This window comes from Rhodococcus sp. Leaf225 (assembly GCF_001426145.1).
In the GTDB taxonomy this organism is placed as follows: Bacteria; Actinomycetota; Actinomycetes; order Mycobacteriales; family Mycobacteriaceae; genus Rhodococcoides.
On the sequence record NZ_LMRN01000021.1, the window covers coordinates 262,595 to 281,432 of the forward strand.

Annotated in this window: 20 protein-coding genes and 1 tRNA gene; 11 read left to right on the forward strand and 10 right to left on the reverse strand. The window is 69.7% G+C overall.

Annotated elements, in window-relative coordinates:
* Nucleotides 1–207: 207 nt before the first annotated feature.
* The 4 genes from ASG69_RS16350 (at nt 208) to ASG69_RS16365 (ending at nt 1,504) form a co-directional block, all read left to right on the forward strand.
* On the forward strand, nt 208–630 hold the full coding sequence (locus tag ASG69_RS16350) for a DUF3052 domain-containing protein (RefSeq protein ID WP_027505760.1): 423 nt from the start codon (nt 208–210) through the stop codon (nt 628–630).
* The gene (locus ASG69_RS16355) at nt 630–1,094 is read left to right on the forward strand and encodes a peroxiredoxin (RefSeq protein WP_056445729.1); all 465 of its coding nucleotides are present in this window, start codon (nt 630–632) and stop codon (nt 1,092–1,094) included. The genes ASG69_RS16350 and ASG69_RS16355 overlap by 1 nt, the downstream gene beginning before the upstream one ends.
* Nucleotides 1,095–1,125: 31 nt before the next feature.
* A tRNA-Val gene (locus ASG69_RS16360) sits at nt 1,126–1,197 on the forward strand.
* 10 nt (nt 1,198–1,207) lie between these two features.
* A complete protein-coding gene (locus ASG69_RS16365) occupies nt 1,208–1,504 on the forward strand; it encodes a DUF1272 domain-containing protein (RefSeq protein WP_268788587.1) in 297 nt (98 codons plus the stop codon).
* Nucleotides 1,505–1,570: 66 nt separating this feature from the next.
* On the opposite strand, the gene ASG69_RS16370 is transcribed toward ASG69_RS16365, so the two are convergent.
* Nucleotides 1,571–2,728, reverse strand: coding sequence for an iron-containing alcohol dehydrogenase (locus ASG69_RS16370; protein WP_056445726.1), 1,158 nt, complete (start codon nt 2,726–2,728; stop codon nt 1,571–1,573).
* A gap of 105 nt (nt 2,729–2,833) precedes the next feature.
* A complete protein-coding gene (locus ASG69_RS16375) occupies nt 2,834–4,324 on the reverse strand; it encodes a CoA-acylating methylmalonate-semialdehyde dehydrogenase (protein ID WP_042575241.1) in 1,491 nt (496 codons plus the stop codon).
* A gap of 120 nt (nt 4,325–4,444) precedes the next feature.
* Between ASG69_RS16375 and ASG69_RS16380 the strand changes: the two genes are divergently transcribed.
* On the forward strand, nt 4,445–5,350 hold the full coding sequence (locus tag ASG69_RS16380) for a LysR family transcriptional regulator (RefSeq protein WP_027505768.1): 906 nt from the start codon (nt 4,445–4,447) through the stop codon (nt 5,348–5,350).
* On the opposite strand, the gene ASG69_RS16385 is transcribed toward ASG69_RS16380, so the two are convergent.
* Nucleotides 5,344–6,813: an MFS transporter gene (locus ASG69_RS16385; protein ID WP_027505769.1), complete on the reverse strand. Its 1,470-nt coding sequence runs from the start codon at nt 6,811–6,813 to the stop codon at nt 5,344–5,346. The genes ASG69_RS16380 and ASG69_RS16385 overlap by 7 nt on opposite strands.
* Before the next feature lie 189 nt (nt 6,814–7,002).
* Between ASG69_RS16385 and ASG69_RS16390 the strand changes: the two genes are divergently transcribed.
* Nucleotides 7,003–8,382: an amidase gene (locus ASG69_RS16390; protein ID WP_056445723.1), complete on the forward strand. Its 1,380-nt coding sequence runs from the start codon at nt 7,003–7,005 to the stop codon at nt 8,380–8,382.
* A gap of 182 nt (nt 8,383–8,564) precedes the next feature.
* Here ASG69_RS16390 and ASG69_RS16395 read toward each other — a convergent pair whose 3' ends face one another.
* Together ASG69_RS16395 and ASG69_RS16400 are read right to left on the reverse strand one after the other, a co-directional pair.
* The gene (locus ASG69_RS16395; RefSeq protein ID WP_056445720.1) at nt 8,565–8,972 is read right to left on the reverse strand and encodes a PaaI family thioesterase; all 408 of its coding nucleotides are present in this window, start codon (nt 8,970–8,972) and stop codon (nt 8,565–8,567) included.
* A 42-nt stretch (nt 8,973–9,014) separates the two neighbouring features.
* The gene (locus ASG69_RS16400; RefSeq protein WP_056445716.1) at nt 9,015–9,710 is read right to left on the reverse strand and encodes an acetoacetate decarboxylase family protein; all 696 of its coding nucleotides are present in this window, start codon (nt 9,708–9,710) and stop codon (nt 9,015–9,017) included.
* 70 nt (nt 9,711–9,780) lie between these two features.
* On the opposite strand from ASG69_RS16400, the gene ASG69_RS16405 reads away from it, so the two are divergent.
* Complete coding sequence (locus tag ASG69_RS16405; RefSeq protein ID WP_056445713.1) at nt 9,781–10,755, forward strand: cobalamin biosynthesis protein; 975 nt, start codon at nt 9,781–9,783, stop codon at nt 10,753–10,755.
* Here ASG69_RS16405 and ASG69_RS16410 read toward each other — a convergent pair.
* Genes ASG69_RS16410 through ASG69_RS16420 form a run of 3 tightly spaced genes read right to left on the reverse strand, consistent with a single transcriptional unit; the run spans nt 10,684 to nt 12,780 of the window.
* Complete coding sequence (locus ASG69_RS16410; RefSeq protein WP_056445709.1) at nt 10,684–11,598, reverse strand: SURF1 family cytochrome oxidase biogenesis protein; 915 nt, start codon at nt 11,596–11,598, stop codon at nt 10,684–10,686. The genes ASG69_RS16405 and ASG69_RS16410 overlap by 72 nt on opposite strands.
* Before the next feature lie 37 nt (nt 11,599–11,635).
* Nucleotides 11,636–12,094, reverse strand: a complete 459-nt coding sequence (locus tag ASG69_RS16415) for a low molecular weight protein-tyrosine-phosphatase (protein WP_056445707.1) — start codon at nt 12,092–12,094, stop codon at nt 11,636–11,638.
* A complete protein-coding gene (locus ASG69_RS16420; RefSeq protein WP_027505776.1) occupies nt 12,091–12,780 on the reverse strand; it encodes an HAD-IA family hydrolase in 690 nt (229 codons plus the stop codon). The genes ASG69_RS16415 and ASG69_RS16420 overlap by 4 nt, the downstream gene beginning before the upstream one ends.
* Nucleotides 12,781–12,815: 35 nt before the next feature.
* Between ASG69_RS16420 and cobC the strand changes: the two genes are divergently transcribed.
* Genes cobC through ASG69_RS16440 form a run of 4 tightly spaced genes read left to right on the forward strand, consistent with a single transcriptional unit; the run spans nt 12,816 to nt 16,897 of the window.
* Nucleotides 12,816–13,877, forward strand: a complete 1,062-nt coding sequence (gene cobC, locus ASG69_RS16425; RefSeq protein ID WP_056445704.1) for an Rv2231c family pyridoxal phosphate-dependent protein CobC — start codon at nt 12,816–12,818, stop codon at nt 13,875–13,877.
* Nucleotides 13,877–15,037 carry a Nif3-like dinuclear metal center hexameric protein gene (locus ASG69_RS16430; RefSeq protein WP_056445701.1) on the forward strand — a complete coding sequence of 387 codons (1,161 nt, stop codon included), beginning with the start codon at nt 13,877–13,879 and terminating at the stop codon, nt 15,035–15,037. The genes cobC and ASG69_RS16430 overlap by 1 nt, the downstream gene beginning before the upstream one ends.
* Before the next feature lie 13 nt (nt 15,038–15,050).
* Nucleotides 15,051–15,788 (forward strand): zinc ribbon domain-containing protein, encoded by a 738-nt coding sequence (locus ASG69_RS16435; protein ID WP_027505779.1) that lies wholly within the window; start codon nt 15,051–15,053, stop codon nt 15,786–15,788.
* Nucleotides 15,785–16,897 carry a bifunctional RNase H/acid phosphatase gene (locus ASG69_RS16440; RefSeq protein WP_056445698.1) on the forward strand — a complete coding sequence of 371 codons (1,113 nt, stop codon included), beginning with the start codon at nt 15,785–15,787 and terminating at the stop codon, nt 16,895–16,897. Before ASG69_RS16435 ends, ASG69_RS16440 begins: the two co-directional genes overlap by 4 nt.
* A 37-nt stretch (nt 16,898–16,934) precedes the next feature.
* Here ASG69_RS16440 and ASG69_RS16445 read toward each other — a convergent pair whose 3' ends face one another.
* Nucleotides 16,935–18,200, reverse strand: a complete 1,266-nt coding sequence (locus ASG69_RS16445) for an SLC13 family permease (protein ID WP_056446300.1) — start codon at nt 18,198–18,200, stop codon at nt 16,935–16,937.
* On the reverse strand, nt 18,200–18,727 hold the full coding sequence (locus tag ASG69_RS16450) for a DUF1697 domain-containing protein (RefSeq protein ID WP_056445695.1): 528 nt from the start codon (nt 18,725–18,727) through the stop codon (nt 18,200–18,202). Before ASG69_RS16450 ends, ASG69_RS16445 begins: the two co-directional genes overlap by 1 nt.
* Nucleotides 18,728–18,838: the final 111 nt, after the last annotated feature.

An 18,838-nucleotide genomic window follows, 5' to 3' on the forward strand; every position in this document is an offset into this window, starting at 1 on the left:
TCGAGGTCAATCCTGCCCCATCGGACCCCGCTTGGTGCAGGTGGTTCCCGATTGGGTAAGCGTGAAATCAATGCAACGGAAAAACGCGCAGATCGCCGCGTCGGCTTGCGCCGGGGCGCCCGACCCTGTTCGCTTTGACTACTGCACACTTTGCTGTATCGCCCGGTCGGTCTCGATCGGGTTCACGACTCGAAGGAGGACACGACCGTGGTCGCCGCGGCGGACGCCCAGAACTATGCCCAGAAGCTCGGAGTCACCCGCGACATGGTCGTGCAAGAGTTGGGTTGGGACGAGGACACCGACGACGACTTGCGGGCCGACGTCGAGGAGATGATCGGCGGCGAGACCGTCGACGAGGATTCCGACGAGGTGGTCGACGTCGTGCTGCTGTGGTGGCGCGACGGGGACGGAGACCTGGTCGACGCCCTCATGGACGCCATCACCCCCCTCTCCGACGACGGTTTCGTGTGGGTCCTCACTCCCAAGACAGGCCAGTCCGGCCATGTCGAGCCCAGCGAGATCGCCGAGTCCGCACCCACCGCGGGCCTCACCCAGACCTCCACCACGAACCTCGGTGCGTGGATCGGCAGTCGGCTGGTGCAGCCCAAGGCTCAGCCCACGAAGCGCTGATGACGCTCGAGGTGGGAGTCGAGGCTCCCGACTTCACGTTGAAGGACCAGAACAACCAGCCCGTCACGCTGTCGGACCATCGCGGCACCAAGAACGTGCTGCTGATCTTCTTCCCGCTCGCGTTCACCGGCACGTGCCAGGGTGAACTCTGCCGGGTGCGCGACGAGCTGCCGAAGTTCGAGAACGACGACACCGCAGTGCTCGCCGTCTCGGTCGGTCCGCCTCCCACGCACAAGATCTGGTCCGCCGAGCAGGGATACACGTTCCCGCTCCTGTCGGACTTCTGGCCGCACGGCGCCGTGGCGCAGCAGTACGGCGTGTTCAACGAGGACCTCGGGTTCGCCAACCGCGGCACCTTCCTCATCGACACGTCCGGAGTGGTGCGGTTCGCCGAGATGATGGGTCCGGGCGAGGCCCGTGACCAGGGGGCTTGGGAGAAAGCCCTCGCCACGCTAGATTCTTGAGCGCGTTCCCCGGCTCGGTCGGGGAACGACGGGGCGTATAGCTCAGCGGTAGAGCTCTGGTTTTACACACCAGCGGTCGGGGGTTCGAACCCCTCTGCGCCCACATCATGGACATGCGGCCCAACTGCGAACGGTGCGACGTGGATCTGCCCCCGTCGTCCGTCGACGCTCGTGTCTGCACCTACGAGTGCACCTTCTGCACCGCCTGCGTCACGCGCCTGTCGAACGTGTGCCCCAATTGCGGTGGCGGATTCGCCCCGCGTCCGGTTCGACCGGCTCGCGAATGGCGGCCGGGTTTGTCGGTGGCGCTGCGACCCGGATCGACCGTGCGAGTGCACACGCCGTACACCGAAGCGGAGCTCGACGAGTTCGTGGACCAGGTGAAGGGTGTGCCGCCGGCTGAGCGGTGAACGGGGCTGACCGCCGGGCGTAGCGCGCGGCGGACCAGGTAGGCGGAAGAGGCGACCCGGGCAGCGTCAGAACACCTGTCGGTACAGCTCCTCGATCTGCTGGGCGGTGGGGACCACCGGGTTGTTGTTCGGCGAGCCCGAGGCAAGTGCCTGCTCCGCCATCAACGGGACGAGCTTCTCCCACTTGTCCGCATCGAGACCGTGCGCGCTCGGGGACGGCACTTCGACTGTTGCGCATAGCTTCTCGATGTAGCTGACCAGTGCTGCCGAAGCCACGTCGTCGCTGTCGCCTTCATGCGCGGCACCGAGTTGCCGACCGCACTCGGCGTACCGCTCGGGGGCGCCGGGGATGGAGAACGCGGTGACGGCGGGCAGCAGCATCGCGTTCGACAAGCCGTGTGCGACATGGAAGTGGCCACCGATGGGGCGGCTCATGCCGTGCACCAGACACACGCTGGCGTTGGAGAACGCCATCCCGGCCTGGGTGGACGCGGCCATCATCGCGGCGCGCGCCTCGGCGTCGTCCCCGTCGGTGTACGCGCGTACGAGGAACCGTCCGATGGTGCGCATGGCGTTGAGGGCCAACGCATCGGAGATCGGGTTCGCCTTCTTGCTGACGTACGCCTCGATGGCGTGGGTCAACGCGTCGACACCGGTGTCCGCGGTGAGGCGTGGCGGCATGGACATCGTGAGTTCGGGGTCGACGACGGAGGCGATGGGGAGGAAGGACAGGCCGGGGCACAGCATCTTCTCGTCCGACTCGCTGTCGGTGATGACGGTGAACTGCGTTGCTTCCGAACCGCTTCCGGCCGTGGTCGGGATGGCGATGATGGGCAGCGCCGGTCCGGTGTACGGGCTGGGTGCCTTGTAGTCGCGCATGACGCCGCCGCCCTTGCTCAGCACCGACAGTGCCTTCGCGGTGTCCATGGGGCTCCCGCCGCCGAAGCCGATGACGGCGTCCGCGTCGTGCGCTGCGACGGCGGCGACCCCGGCGGTGAGGGAGTCGGTGGTGGGGTCGGGAACCGTCTCGGCGAACAGCGCGCCGGTCTTGCCGGCGGCCGCGATGATGCCCATGACGCGGTCCGCTGCACCCGTGCTGACCATGAACTTGTCGGTCACGAGGAGGGGGCGCTCGACTCCGAGGTCGTCGAGTACCTGGCCGAGGTCCTCGACGGCGCCGGGTCCCATACGCAGGAAGCGGGGAAAGGAAATGGATGTCGACATCGTCGTCGTGCTCCTTCTCGTGATCGGGCGTGCGTGATGCGGAAATGCCGATGCCGCACCGCCTCCCGAACTGCGGAGAGACGATGCGGCGCGGCGTGGACCTGACTAGTCGTTCTCGGGGAATCCGAGGTTGATGCCGCCGTGGCTCGGGTCGAGCCAGCGGGAGGTGACGGCCTTGGCGCGGGTGAAGAAGTGCACGCCCTCGGTGCCGTGGGCGTGGGTGTCGCCGAAGAGGCTGTTCTTCCAGCCACCGAAGCTGTAGTAGGCCATGGGAACCGGGATCGGCACGTTGATGCCGATCATGCCGACCTCGACCTCGTTCTGGAAGCGTCGGGCGGCGCCACCGTCGTTGGTGAAGATGGCGGTGCCGTTGCCGTAGGGGTTGTCGTTGATCAGCTGCAGCGCCTCGTCGTACGTGTCGACGCGGACCACGGAGAGCACCGGTCCGAAGATCTCGTCGGTGTAGATGCTCATCTCGGGGGTGACGTGGTCGATGAGGGTGGGTCCGAGCCAGAAGCCCTCGTCTCCGCCGTCGGCCTTGACGGTGCGGCCGTCGACGACGATGGTGGCGCCGGACTCCTCGCCCGCGTCGACGTACGAGGCGACCTTGTCGCGGTGCGCCTTGGTCACCAGTGGGCCCATGTCTGCGCCGCGGGTGCCGTCGCCGGTCTTGAGCGGGGTGGTGCGCTCGGCGATCTTGGCGACCAGCTCGTCTGCGATGTCGCCGACCGCGACGAGGGCGGAGATGGCCATGCAGCGCTCACCGGCGGAGCCGAAGCCGGCGTTGACCATCGCGTCGGCAGCGAGGTCGAGGTCGGCATCGGGGAGCACGATGGCGTGGTTCTTGGCGCCGCCGAGGGCCTGGACGCGCTTGCCGTGCGAGGTGCCCGTGGCGTAGACGTACTGCGCGATGGGGGTGGAGCCGACGAAGCTGATGGACTTGATGTTGCGGTTCTCGAGCAGCTCGTCGACGGCCGTCTTGTCACCCTGGAGAACGTTGAAGACGCCGTCGGGCAGGCCCGCTTCCTTCCACAGCTCGGCGATCCAGATGCTCGCCGTCGGGTCCTTCTCGGACGGCTTGAGCACGACGGTGTTGCCGGCGGCGATGGCGATGGGGAAGAACCACATCGGCACCATGGCCGGGAAGTTGAACGGGCTGATGATGCCGACGGGTCCGAGCGGCTGGCGCAGGGAGAAGACGTCGACTCCGGTGGAGGCGTTCTCGGTGAAGCCGCCCTTGAGCAGATGCGGGATACCGCAGGCGAATTCGACGACTTCCTGGCCGCGGCTGATCTCGCCGAGCGCGTCGGAGAGGACCTTGCCGTGCTCGGCGGTGATGATCTCGGCGAGTTCGCCCTTCTTCGCGTTGAGCAGTTCGCGGAAGTTGAAGAGGATCGCGGTGCGCTTGGACAGCGAGGTGTCGCGCCAGGCGGGGAAGGCGGCGGTGGCCGAGTCGATGACGACGCGGGCATCCTCGACGGTGGCGAGAGCGAGCTCGCCGGTGACCTGACCGGTGGCCGGGTTGGTGACGGGGGAGGTCTTGTCGGAGGTGCCGGCGAACGGCTTGCCGTCCACCCAGTGCGTGATCGTGTTCACGGAGATTCCTTCGGTCGAGTGCTGGCCTGTGACCTGAGTCTCCCTAGCAGAATTGCGTCTGTCAAAGGCCAAAGGCGCACTCTCGCGTGCAGATCTGCACGTCGTGGGTACGCTCACGGCATGTTCTCCGCCGATCACCTCCGCTTCTTCCTGGAGGTCTCGCGCCACGGGCGCCTCAACGACGCCTCGCGAGTGCTGGGTGTCGACCACACGACGGTGGGCCGCCGCATCACCAGTCTGGAGAAGGCGGCGGGCCATCGACTCTTCGATCGCACGCCGTCGGGCTGGCGGCTGACGGAGGCGGGTCGGCGCCTCGTGGGCTACGCGGAGACGGTGGAGTCGACGCTGATCGCGGCGTTCGAGGACCAGACGACGTCCGTGGGCTCGCTGACCGGCTCCGTGCGGATCGCCGCCCCGGACGGTTTCGGTGCCTTCGTGCTCACGCCGCAGCTGACGCGGCTGCGCCGGGACCACCCCCGACTCGACGTCGAGCTGGTCACCGCCACGGAGCACGACGCGCTGAGCACCCGCGGCTTCGACGTCGCCGTGAGCCTGGAGCGGCCGTCGCCGCGATTCATGTCATCGCGGAAGCTGGCGTCGTACGAGCTCAAGCTGTACGCGTCACCGTCGTACCTCCGCGCCGCGCCCACACTGGAGAGCCTCGACGACCTGCGTCGGCACGTCCTGATCTGGTACGTCGACGCGCTGTTGGACGTGGTGCCGCTGCGCATCCTCGACGCCATGCATCTCGACGGTCGACCGCAGTTCCAGACCAACAACATCACCGGGCACTGGCTCGCGGCCCGCCACGGGCTCGGGATCGCACCGTTGCCCAACTACATCGGCGAGCCGGACGACCAGCTGGTCTGCGTGTTGCCCGACGAGTTCGCCGTGCGCCGCGACTACTGGACCGCGATGCCTCGCGATCTCACGCGACTGGCGCGGGTGAAGGCCGTCGACGAACTACTGCGATCGATCGTCGCCGACGACGTGCACCTTCTGGCACCGGATGCGGACGATCAGTGAGCCCGTCGCGGTAGTGCGAAGACCAGGACGAACGCGAGCACGGCGAATCCGGCGCTGACTCCCATGGCGTGCGCCGCGCTGTCGGTGAACGCCGTCGCGACGGCGTCCTCACCGGGGCCCATGACGTTCAGCGAGCCGAAGAGGACGCTGCCGATGATGGCGATGCCGATCGCGCTGCCGACCCGCTGCATCGTCGAGATGACACCGCTGGCGGCGCCCGCGTCGGGCCGATCGACCGTCGCGACGATGAACTGCGCATTGGGAGCGATGAAGGCGCCGTTGCCCAGGCCTGCGATGAACAGGGGCAGCAGCAGCTTCCAGTTGGTCAGGGCCGACGCATCGGTGAACAGCAGGACCAACCAGGCCCACACGAGTCCCAGGGTGACGAGGGCCGTGCCGAGGACCAGGACGTTACGGCCGAGACGTTCGGCCAGCCTGTTGGACTGCGACGACGAGATTATGCTGCCGATCGCGAACGGGATCGACACCACGCCCGAGGCGAGCGCCGAGTTGCCGAGACCGGTCTGCCACAGGATCGAGATGGTGAAGAAGATCGACGTGAAGGCAGCGAAGTAGACGAGGGCGAGAATGACCCCGCCGGTGAACGCGGGCCGGGTGAACAGTCGCGGCGGGACAAGAGGGGTGCGGCCGGCACGCGAGTAGCGCACCTCCCACGCGCCGAACAGCCCGATGAGCACGATGCCGGCGCCGAGTGTCACATACGTCCAGGTCGGCCATCCGGTGTCCTGGCCCTCGATGAGGGGGACCAGGATCGCGACGAGACCTGCCGTGACGAGTGCGAGACCCACCCAGTCGATACCGCGCGCGGGGGCGTCGGGGGAGTCGATCTCGGAGCGGGTCGGCAAGATCTTCGCGGCCAGGATCAAGCCGATGAGTCCGAACGGCAGGTTGACCCAGAAGACCAACCGCCACCCGCTCTCGCTGCCGGCGGCCTCGATGATCAGACCGCCGATGATGGGGCCCAGTGCGGACGAGACGCCGATGACGGCGCCCATGATGGCGAAGGCCTTGCCCCGCATCTGCGGCGGGAACAGCAACTGGATGTAGGCGGTGACGGCGGGGACGAAGATGCCGCCCGCGAGTCCCTGCACGATGCGCGCCGCGACGAGCTGCAGATCGTTCTGCGCGAGTCCACACGCGAGGCTGGCCACCGTGAAGAGGGCGAGTCCGGTGAAGAACACCCACTTGTGGCCGATACGGTCGCCCACCCGACCCGCCGGGATCAGTGCCAGGCCGAACGCGAGCGCGTATCCGGAGATGATCCAGGACAGGGTGGCCTCGGACGCGTCGAGGCTCGTGCGGATGGTGGGGAGCGCGACGTTGACGATGGTCGTGTCGAGCAGGGCGATGAACATGCCCATGAGCAGGACGATCAACGACTGCCAGGCGCGTCGGGAGACCGCGGGGGCCGCGTTGTCGGCCGAGGTGGAAGTGGTGGACACCCGAGAAACCTTTCGCACAGGACAGTAACTGACGACCGTATTCGGTGAAGACGTGAGTCTCGGACCGGTCGTGGCCGCATTCTCTAGAGTTGCGTACACCACGGAGCGCGGCGCACGGGGTGCAGCGTTCCCTGCGGGACGCGCACGCAATCACCGCTTCGCCGGTGACGGAAGCGAGGGGGATCTTCGATGACACATGCGTTCACGGACGATGCGTTGGGGCGCGACGACGCGGTGGGGCTCGCGCTGCGAGTGCGCAGGCGCGAGGTCTCCGCCGCGGAACTGGCGTCGGCGGCACTGTCGCGCATCGAGAAGATGGCCGAGTTGGACGCGCTGGTGGGGCCACCACTGACGACTCCCGTCGTCGGCGACCAGGCGGGGCCGTTCGCGGGTGTGCCGACGCTGATCAAGGACAACAGCGACGTCCGAGGGCTGCCGACGGGCCAGGGCTCCGAGATCATCCGTGCTCGTCCCGCGGACCGGCACGGTCCCGTGGCCCGCGAGATGCTCTCGATGGGGTTCGGAGTCATGGCCAAGACGACGCTGCCGGAGTTCGGACTCAGCGCGTCGACCGAGTTCCCGACCCGGCCGCCCACCCGGAACCCCTGGAACACCGAGTACTCGACGGGCGCGTCCTCGGGCGGATCCGCGGCGCTGGTGGCGTCGGGGGCGGTTCCTCTCGCACACGGCAACGACGGAGGCGGCTCGATCCGGATCCCAGCGGCCTGCACGGGGCTCGTGGGCCTCAAGCCGTCGCGCGGCAGGTTCGTGCTGCCGGCGCTGGAGAAGCTGCTGCCCGTCGCGATCGTCTCCGAGGGCGTGCTGACGCGCAGTGTCCGTGACACCGCCGCGTTCTGGGCCGCGGCCGATCACGCTAGTGCACGACGCCTGCGACCGATCGGCACCGTGACGGGCCCGTCGGCGCGGCGACTGCGGGTCGGTGTGATCCGGCAGTCGCCCGAGGGCGGCCCCACCGACGTCGAGACGCTCGCCGCGCTGGACGACGCCGCCGCGCTCCTCGAGCGCCTCGGTCACACGGTGGACGAGATGACCACCGTGCCGATCGACCCACGCTTCCCCGAGGACTTCGTCGAATACTGGTCGTTCCTCGCCTACGTTCTGCAGAAGACGACGCCGCGTCTCGAGGGACGCACGGAACGCGACTTCGACACGCTCACCGTGGGACTCGCGGACCGCTTCCGTCGTACGCGGTACCGATTGCCGTCGGTGGTGCGTCGACTGCGCAGGGCCGGTGCCGACTACGCCTCGATGTTCGCGAGCGTCGACCTGGTGCTGTCCCCGGTGCTCGGGCACACCACGCCGCGGCTGGGGCATCTGTCGCCGCACGTGCCGTTCGACGAGTACCTCGAGAGGCTCACGTCCTACGCCGCGTTCACTCCGCTGCACAACGTGGCGGGAGCGCCGGCGATGTCGCTGCCGCTGGGGCGCTCGAGCGCCGGACTGCCGGTGGGGGTCATGTTCTCCGGTGTGCAGGGCGACGAGCGAACGCTGCTCGAGGTGGCCTTCGAGATCGAGGGCGCGGCACCGTGGCGTTCCCTCGCCGACTGACACGAGAACGTCGCCCGTTCTTCGTGTTGCGACCCCCGACGGGCCGGCGGGTGCCTAGTGTGCTGGGACAGGGGGCGACCCGAGCCCGCTGACAGGCACGAACGTCGGAGGAACACATGTCCGCAGGGCTCGTCGACATCCTGATCCGCATCAGCTACCTGTTCCGCGGCTGGAGCTTCTAGTCAGGCGTTCGGGTTCGCCACGTTCTGCAGTCGCACCTGACCGCGGGCGATCTCCTTACCGGAGTCGGCGCTGGTGATGATCACCTGCCAGAGCTGCTGTACCCGACCCTGTTGCAGCGGGGTGGCGACCACGTCGACCCGCCCCTCGGTCATCGACCGGAGGAAGTCCGTTCCGTTGTGGACGCCGACCGCGAACTGTCCGCGGTCCGAGACCGCCACGCTCGCACCGATACTCGCGGCCGATTCGACGGCCGAGGCGTAGACGCCGCCGTGCACGACGCCCCACGGGGTGTGATGATCGCTCGTCAGATCGATGTGTCCGCGTACCTCGGTGCCGGTGGCCGTGGTGACCTGCAGCCCGGCTGCGGCGGTGAAGACGGTGTCGGCGAAGTTCTGTAGGTCGGTCATGGGTCTCCTGTGTAGGCGGACCCACAGTCAACCCCAACGAGCTCAGCGTCGGTCGACGTGTCCACCGAACACGATGGAGGCGTCGGCGAGTGCCACGCTCACGGTCGGCGTGCGTCCGTGCAGGTGACCCAGCGGACCGTCCGATGCGAACGTCCACGTCGTCGACAGCGCGCGGGTGGTCGCGTAGATCGTGTTGCGGGACACGACGGTGCGACCGCCGAGGTGCTGTGCGGTGGTGAGCGGAATGCGCGGCGTGCCCGGTGTGAGTCGGCGCCCGACCCGCGCGTCGAGCGCCGCGACGGGGGCACCGTCGAACGTCATCGACGCGGTGACACGCGGCCCGCTCGTCTCGCGGCGGAATTCGCCCAGATGCTTCGGTATGGACCACAGTTCGCGCCCACCGGTGCGGGACTGCGGACTGTCGACCCAGATGTGCGGGATGGTGGCCATGACGGTGACGCCGCGCCGGACGAGTACCGAGCCGATCAACTCGTCGTAGGACAGGACGCCGCCCGAGGTGTAGCGCACGAAGGCCGCGGAGACGACAGCGTGCCCGCCGACCGTCACCAGCCGGGCATCGGCGTCGGACACGGCGGACACCACGTCCTGCGGGAGCTCGTGGACGGGAACGCGGTAGACCGACACCAGCAGGGTGCCGCCGAGGTACCAGGGCTCCGGCGGATACAGCTCGCCGTCCGCGCCGGTGTGCCAGTCCTGCGTCCGCGTCGACTCCGTCATGCGCACAGGGTAGCCGAATACGTGGACGTCCGACTATCTGACCGTGACGCGGCGGATAGGATCGCAGACGATGATCACCGCACCCGCTGTCGGAATCGTGTCCGGATACCTCGCCGACCTGATGCTGGGGGATCCACGACGCCGTCATCCCGTGGCCGCCTTCGGATCTCTCGCCGCCGCCCTCGAGACGCGGACGTACCGGGACGACCGACTCGCCGGGACCGTCCACACCGCACTGCTCGTCGCTGGCGCCATCGGCGCCACGGCCGCGGCGGATCGACTCGTGCGCGATCACCCGGTTCCGCGTGCAGCGCTGACGGCCGCCGCGGTCTGGGCGTGTCTCGGCGGAACGACGCTGGCCCGCACGGGTCTCGCGCTGGCCGACGCCCTGGACGCCAACGATCTTCCGGCCGCGCGGGCGATTCTGCCGTCGCTCTGCGGGCGTGATCCCGCTCTGCTGGACGACGCGGGCGCGGCGCGGGCGGCGCTCGAATCGGTGGCCGAGAACACCTCGGACGCGACGACGGGCGTGCTCTTCTGGGCCGCGGTGGCAGGGGCTCCCGGCGCCGTCGGCTACCGCGCCGTCAACACCCTCGACGCGATGATCGGCTACCACTCGCCGCGCTACGAACGGTTCGGATGGTGTGCCGCCCGGCTCGACGACGTGGTCAACCTGATCCCCGCCCGACTCACCGGACTCCTCACGGCAGCATCGGCGCCGACGGTGGGTGGGACGCCGCGGGACGCCCTGGCCGCGTGGCGCGCGAGCGCGTCCGACCATCCGAGCCCGAATGCCGGAGTGACCGAGTCGACCGCCGCGGGCGCCCTCGGAGTACGGCTCGGCGGCGAGACGGCCTACGCGCACGGTGTCGAACAGCGGCCCGTCCTGGGCCGCGGAAGCGTCCCCACGACGAACGATCTGCGGCGTGCGGTGCGCCTGTCGGCCGCGGTGCAGGCGAGCGCCGCGGCGGTGTCAGCGCTTCTTGCCGTAGCGATCGGTCAGCAGCGTCGTCGACTCGGCCGCGGGCGCCGACTTCCTTCGTAGGCCTCGCCGCGGCTTCAGCAGCGCGTCCAGTCCGTCGTCGTACTCGTCGGGAGCGGCGGTGGGCTCGAGATCGTCGCTCGGTTCGAGATGGTCACTCGACTCGGCGTTGCCACGCCGCCGTTCCTTGATCTCGGCGCGCACGAAGTACGCCAGACCCAGCGGAGCCATGATGCCGAACGCCAACCACTGCAACCCGTAGGACAGGTAGGGCCCGGCGTCGAGCTGCGGCAGCGCGAGAACACCGAGGCCGCCGGGCTGCGCGTCGGCGAGCTGCACGTACCCGTCGACCGGATCGGTGCCGGTCAACTCACCGACCTGGGCGGGCGTGATCGTGTAGACCTGCGGGACCCCGGGACCGGCGACGGCGGGCTTGTCCGGAACCGACGGTTCCGAGACGCGCAGGCGGCCCTCCAGCGTGACGGTGCCGGCCGGCGGGGGATCGAAGGTCGGGACGTCGATCCCCGTGGTGGGCAGCACGTAGCCGCGGTTCACCAGGATCGTGGGCCCGGCGTCGGTGACGAACGGGGTGAGGACCTCGAAGGCCGGCGTGTCGTCGACGCTGCGCAGGCGGACCACCACGTCGCTGTCGGTGTCGTACGTCCCGGTCACCACGACCCGTCGCCAGTCGTCCTCGGGGGCGACGACCTGCTCGGTCAACAGATCGGCAGCATCGACCGGTTCCGCGTCGAAGGAGCGGCTGATCTGCTCGTTCCGCGCCGACGTGGTGGTGTTCTTGCCCAGTTGCCAGGGCGCGAGAACCGAGAAGCAGAGGTACGCGAAGAGGATGACGACAGCCGCGAGTGCCAACCACCCGGGACGGAGAAGGAACGACAGTCGGCGCACGACTACACAGCGTAGTCGTCGCGTCGCGACGGGGGTGTCAGCGCTGGGAGAGGGCCTCGAGAAGACCGGGGACGGCCGCCTCGATCTGCTCGCGCACCGTCCGGAAGTCTCCGTCGTCGCCGTAGTACGGATCGGCGACCGAGTCGGAATCGGCGTCCGGGTCGAACGAGCGCAGCAGTGCCAACCGATCCGCGGGCACGCCGAGGCGACGGAGGTCGCGCTCGTGAGATCGATCCAGCGCGACGACGAGGTCCGCTCCCAGGATCTCGGCATCGACGGTGCGGGCGCGATGGGCCGACGGGTAGCCGTGCGACTCCAGCTCGGCCGCGGCGCGCGGGTCGGCGGCGTCGCCGACGTGCCAGTCGCCCGTGCCGGCGCTGGTGACGCGCACCCGGTCGTCCATCCCGGCATCCGCGAGGGCCTGCGTCACGATCTTCTCGGCCATCGGCGACCGACAGATGTTGCCCGTGCAGACGAAGGTCACGTGCACCGTCATGCCGCGTCCGTCGTGAGCGAGGAGAGCAGTGTGGTGAGTTCCGCCGCCGATCCGACGGACCACGAGGCCGCGTCGTGCTCGGACTCGAATCCGTATCCCCACCGGACCAGGACGACGGGGATACCCCAGTGCCCCGCGCCGAACACGTCGTGGTCGCGGTCGCCGACCATCACCACCGACGCGGTACCGCCCTCGGCCGTGGACCGAGCCGGGCGCCCCACCTGCTCGAGTGCGCGCGCGACGACGTCCGCCTTGGATCGGCGGCTGCCGTCGTCGCTGGCGCCCGCGATGAAGCGGAAGTAGTCGGCGAGGCCGAAGTGTTCGAGGATGCGCCGTGCGAATCGTTCGTTCTTCGACGTCGCGACCGCCATCGGGACACCGGCGGCCACGAGCGCGTCCAGCACGTCGACGATGCCCTCGTACACCCGGTTCTCGGACCAGCCGCGGCTGTCGTAGTACTCCGTGTAGGCGGCGCGGGCGCGCTCGACCCTGTCCTCGTCGAGACCGAGGGACCGGAACGTGTCGATCATCGGCGGACCGATGACGTGCGCCCGGACGTCGTCGCCGGGCGGCGGGCTCCCCACCGTCGCGAGCGCGTGATCGAAACCGGCGAGGATGCCGGGTGCGGAATCGGTGAGGGTGCCGTCGAGGTCGAAGAGGACGAGGTCGACGGCTGTGGTGGACATGGGGGTCAGTATATGGAGCGCCTACAGTCACCCGAGTGACAGGCGACGCCCGTATCGATCCGCTGCTTCGCCACCACGGCGACGTGGAGGTCGAGGCGGGCATGCTCGACTTCGCGGTGAACGTCCGTGGGTCCCGGCCCCCCGAGTGGTTGCGGCGCAGACTGATCGAGGCCGTCGACCGACTCGCGGCGTATCCGTCCGAGGCCGAGGACCGGCGGGTTCGTGACCGAGTGGCGTTGCGCCACGGTCGATCTCCGGACGAGGTGCTGTTGCTCGCCGGAGCGGCCGAAGGATTCGCGATGCTGCCCCGGCTGCGCCCGCGCCTCGCCGCGGTCGTCCACCCGTCCTTCACCGAGCCGGAGGTCGCCCTGCGCAGTGCCGACGTCCCGGTGCATCGGGTCGTCCTGCCCCCGCCGTACCGGCTCGTCGACGCCGCCGTTCCGCACGACGCCGACCTGGTGGTGCTGGGCAATCCCACCAACCCGACGTCCGTCGGCCATCCCCGCGCGGACGTGCTCGCACTCCGGGCGGAGGGACGCGTGCTCGTCGTGGACGAGGCATTCGCCGACACCGTGCCCGGCGAGCCCGAGTCCCTGGCGTCGCAGTCTCGTCCCGACGTGGTGGTGCTGCGCAGCCTCACCAAGTCGTTCGCCCTCGCGGGGCTGCGGTGCGGGTACGCGCTCGGAGCGCCGGACGTCCTCGCCACACTGAACCGGGGCCGACCCCACTGGCCGCTGGGCACCCTGCAGCTGGCCGCGATCGAGGCGTGCTGCGAACCCGACGCCGTCGCGTCCGTGGACGCCGACGCGCTCGTGCTCGCCCGCGAGCGGCAGTATCTCGTCGAACGGCTCCGCGTACTCGGGGTGGAGGTGACGGCACCGGCGACGGCGTCGTTCGTGCTCGTCCGCGCGGAGAACGGCGCAGCGATCCGGGCCGCGTTGCGGGACCGCGGTGTCGCGGTCCGCCGAGGCGACACCTTTCCCGGCCTCGGCCCGGATCACCTGCGGATCGCGGTGCGGGGCGCGGACTCCGTCGACCGACTCGCCGACGCGTGGGGTGACGTGGTGCGCGAGATGGGCACACCTAGGGTCGAGTGATGGCATCGACGGGAACCGCAGCGCCCACCCTGGCCGAGATCATCGACGTGCTCGACGCGGCGTACCCGCCCCGGCTCGCCGAGAGCTGGGACTCGGTCGGTCTGGTGTGCGGCGATCCCGCGAACTCCGTGACCACCGTGATGTTCGCCGTCGACGCCACGGCCGCCGTCGTGGACGAGGCGATCACCGCCGGTGCCGATCTGCTCGTGGTGCACCACCCACTGCTGCTGCGCGGTGTGGACACGGTCGGTGCCCACACGCCCAAGGGCGCGTTGGTCCATCGCCTGATCACGGCGGGGTGCGCTCTGTTCACCGCCCACACCAACGCGGACTCGGCGCAGCCCGGAGTGTCCGACGCGCTGGCGACACTGCTCGGCCTCACCGATCTGCGCCCCCTCGACGAGAAGTCGGACGGGGGCCTCGACAAGTGGGGTGTGTACGTCCCGGTGGCCGACGCCCCCGCCGTGCGGCAGGCCATGTTCGACGCGGGCGGCGGGTCGATCGGCGACTACCGCGAGTGCAGCTGGAGCGTCGTGGGCGACGGCCAGTTCCGTCCCGTCGACGACGCGCGGCCGGCGATCGGCACCGTCGGCACCGTCGAGTCGGTCGAGGAACGGCGCGTCGAGATGGTCGCTCCGCGCTCTGCACGCGCGGTCGTTCTCACCGCGCTGCGCTCGGCGCACCCCTACGAGGAAGTGGCGTTCGACGTCGTCGAGACGGCCGGGTTGCCGACCGACTGCGGGCTGGGCCGGATCGGGACGCTGGCCGAGCCGATGTCGTTGCGCGCCTTCGCCGACCGCGTCGGCAGCCGGCTCCCGTCCACTGCCTGGGGAGTGCGCGCCGCCGGCGACCCGGACGCGACGATCCGGCGGGTGGCTGTGTGCGGTGGATCCGGGGACTCGATGCTCGGCGCCGTCACCGCAGCGGGTGTCGATGCCTACGTGACCTCCGACCTGCGACACCACGTGGCGGACGAACACCTGCGGGCCGGCGGACCCGCGCTGATCGACGTCGCGCACTGGGCGGGGGAGTTCCCGTGGTGCGCCCAGGCGCGCGACCTGCTGGACAGCGCGTTCGGTGATCGCGACGGCTGGACCACCCGGACACTGACGATCAGAACGGATCCGTGGAGCATCGGCGTCCGTCCCCCGCAGGACTAGTACCGTGACACGCGTGAACGTCGACCCGAAGATCCAGCTCTCCCTCCTCGACCTGGCCGCCATGGACACCGAACTGGCCCAGCTCGCACACCGTCGACGCACTCTTCCCGAGCAGGTCGAGCTCGATGCACTCGAACGCGAGCGGATCGACCGCAAGGACGCAGCCGTGGGCGTGCAGATCTCGCTCGACGATCTGGACCGGGACATTCGCAAGCTCGAGGGCGAGGTCGACGCCGTGCGCCGCCGCGAGGAGAAGGACCGCGCTGCGCTGGCCTCCGGCGCGGCTCCCGCGAAGCAGCTCAGCGAACTCCAGCACGAGCTGGGCAGCCTCGAGCGCCGCCGCGGCATCCTCGAGGACGAGTTGCTCGAGGTCATGGAGCAGCGCGAGGCGTCGCAGAGCGACTACGAGCACGCCGGTGCCAATCTGACACAGGTCGAGGACACGATCGTCGACGCCACCCGTCGACGCGACGACGCGCTCGCCGACGTCGAGAACGCCGAGCGCACTCGGTCGGCGCAGCGCGAGGAGCTCGCCGCGCAGCTGCCCGCCGAGGTGTCCGCGATGTACGAGAAGCAGCGTGAGAGGTCGGGCATCGGTGCCGCCCTGCTGCGTGGTCGGCGCTGCGGTGCGTGCCGGATCGAGCTGGATCGCGGCGAGATCGCGCGCATCGCCGGCACCGCGCCCGACGTGGTCGTGCGGTGCTCGGAGTGCAACGCGATCCTGGTGCGCACCAACGAGTCCGGTCTGTGAGTCCCCATCCCGACTCCGTCCTGGTGGAGGCCGACGGGGGATCGCGAGGCAACCCCGGGCCCGCCGGATACGGCGCCGTCGTGTGGGACGCGGCGCGAGCCACGGTGTTGGCCGAGCGCCGCGAACACCTGGGAGTGGTGACGAACAACGTCGCCGAGTACCGCGGACTGATCGCCGGTCTCGAGGCGGCCCGCGAACTCGGGGCCTCGCGCGTCTCGGTGCGGATGGACTCCAAGCTGGTGGTCGAGCAGATGTCCGGCCGCTGGAAGGTCAAGCACCCGGACATGATTCCGCTGCGCGCGCGAGCAGCCGCTGTCGCGGACACGTTCGACGACGTGCAGTACGCATGGATCCCGCGTGCCGAGAACTCGCATGCCGACCGGCTGGCCAACCAGGCGATGGACGGTGAGGACGCGCTGCTCACCGGTGCGGCCGAGGTCGCGAGCGCACCGACGCCGGTGTCGGAACGGCCTGCCTGGCAGTCCGTCTCGGGTGCCGCGACCCGCACGATCCTGCTGCGGCACGGCCAGACCGCCCTGTCGGTGGATCGTCGGTACTCCGGCCGAGGCAACCCGGAGCTCACCGAGCTCGGGCGAGCGCAGGCGGCCGCTGCGGCGCAGCGTGTCGCACTGCTGGGCGGCGTCGACGTCGTCCTGAGCTCACCGCTGGGCCGGGCGTTCGACACCGCGTCGGCCGTCTCCCGCGCGATCGACGTCCCCGTCACCGTCGTCGAGGATCTGACGGAGACGGACTTCGGCGAGTGGGAGGGCCTCACCTTCCTCGAGGCCACCGAGCGTGATCCCGAGCTGCATCGGCGGTGGATGGGCGACACGTCCGTCGCGCCGCCCGGCGGCGAGAGCTTCGACGCCGTTCTCGAACGGGTGCGCCGGGTCCGCGAGCACATCGCGACCGAGTACGCGGGGAAGACCGTCGTCGTGGTCTCGCACGTGACGCCCATCAAGACGCTCCTGCAGCTCGGCCTGGACGTCGGCCCGTCGATCCTCTACCGGATGCACCTCGACCTGGCGTCCATCAGCATCGTCGACTGGTTCGACGACGACGCGGCCTCCGTACGCCTGGTGAACGACACGTCATTCCTCTGGGCCTGATGGAGGAACCGACACGTCGTTCCTCTGGACCTGACCACTACACCTGCAGGGCGAGCCACAGGGCGACGGTCGCCGCGACCACGGTGATCGGTGTGGTCACCAGACCCACCACGGTGAACGTCCGCAGGCTCGGCGGCTCGCCCTCCGCGCGAGCTACGCGGCGCCACAACATGATCGCGAGCGACCCGACGTAGGTGAGGTTGGGCCCGAGGTTGACGCCGATCAGCATGGCGAGCAGCGCGCCCACCGGTGCAGCGCCTGTCGTCGACGTCAGTGCGGCGAGCAGCAGCAGCGTCGCGGGCAGGTTGTTGAGCACGTTGGAGGCGACCGTGGCCACCGCGGCGACGGTCAGGAGCGCGAGCAGCGTGGACGACGTCGGCAGGATCTCGGTGACGGCCTCGCCCACCGGACCCCCGGCGAGCCCCGCGACCACCACTCCGAGCGCGAAGACGAACACGCAGAACCACAGATCGAGTGCACGCACGATCGCGACGGGAGTCGTCTCGGACCGGCGTAGCGCGGGAACGGCGAGCACGATCGCGGCCGCCGCGGCCACCCACACCGGTTCGAGGCCGAGCGACCCACTGATCGCGAAACCCACCAGAGCGCAGCCGATCACGACGAGGGCGAGCGTCGGCGCCGCCACGGACGGACCGTCGTCCTGCGGCGGGTTCTCCACCTCGCGCAGGTCGCCGCGGAACAACCAACGGAACGCCGCGTACTCGAGCGCGATCGCGACGAGCCACGGCGCTGCCATCAACGCGGTGAAGTGCAGGAACGACAGACCGGTGGCCGAGAACACCAGCAGGTTGGTCAGATTCGAGACCGGCAGCAGCGTGGAGGCCGAGTTCGACAGGTGTGCCACCGCATACGACGCCGGCCGTGGCGACATCCCGGCGCGGCGGGCGGCGGCGATGACGACCGGGGTGAGCAGGACGACCGTCGCGTCGAGACTGAGCACTGCCGTGGTGAGGGACGCGGTGACGAACACGAGCATCAGGAGCCGCGTGGGGGAGGATCGCGACCGGGCGTGCAGGACGGACGCGATCCACGTGAACACACCGTGCGCGTCGGCGAGGTGAGCGAGAGCCAGGATCGCCGCGAGGAACGCCACCGTGGGGGCGAGCTCCGCCGTCTCCTCGAGTGCGTCGCTCGTCGACACGACTCCGAGCAGGATCGCCAGTGCCGCGGCCGGAACGGCGATGGTGGCCTCGGGGAGTCCGCGAGGGCGAGCGATGGCGAAGACCAGGACGGCAGCCACCAGCAGCGCGGCCACGACGGTCCGCGCGGTGGAATCGGTGATCACGCGAGGATCTTGCGCAGCGTGCGGAGGTTTCGCGTGGTCGTCGTCGACTTGTAGGACGCGCGCGCACTGGCCTTGCCGACGACGCTGGACAGGGTGTCACCGCGCACGACCTCCCAGAACAGGACGTGATGGGGCCCGAGTGTCGACCTCTCGACGGCAGGGTCGGCCGTCTCGCCGATCGCCGCGAGATCGGTGGTGGACACACCGTCCGTCGAGAAGATCACGTACGGGTGGCGTACCGCCTCGTCGGTCTCCCACGGGAAGGCGGCGACGATCTCGGCGAGCTGCTCCACGGTCACGACCACCACCCACGCCTCGTAGCCGAAGGCCTGCCGCAGGACGCCCTCCACGTCGGAGCGCACCACGGCCGGGTCCTGCGTCGTCGCGGTGAGCACCACGTTGCCCGACGCGAGAACGGTGCGCACCGCGGTGTATCCGGCGTCCTCCAGTGACGACCGCAGGGCCGCCATGGAGATGCGGATGCCGCCGACGTTGATGCCGCGCAGGAGGACGACGAAGGTCATGCGCGTGACTCTAGATCCCCGGTCCGACCGTCCGTCCGCTCGGCACACCCACCCCCCGCGAGTACGTCCGAACTGTCGTGATCGGGGCTCGCCCAGCGACGGTTCGGACGT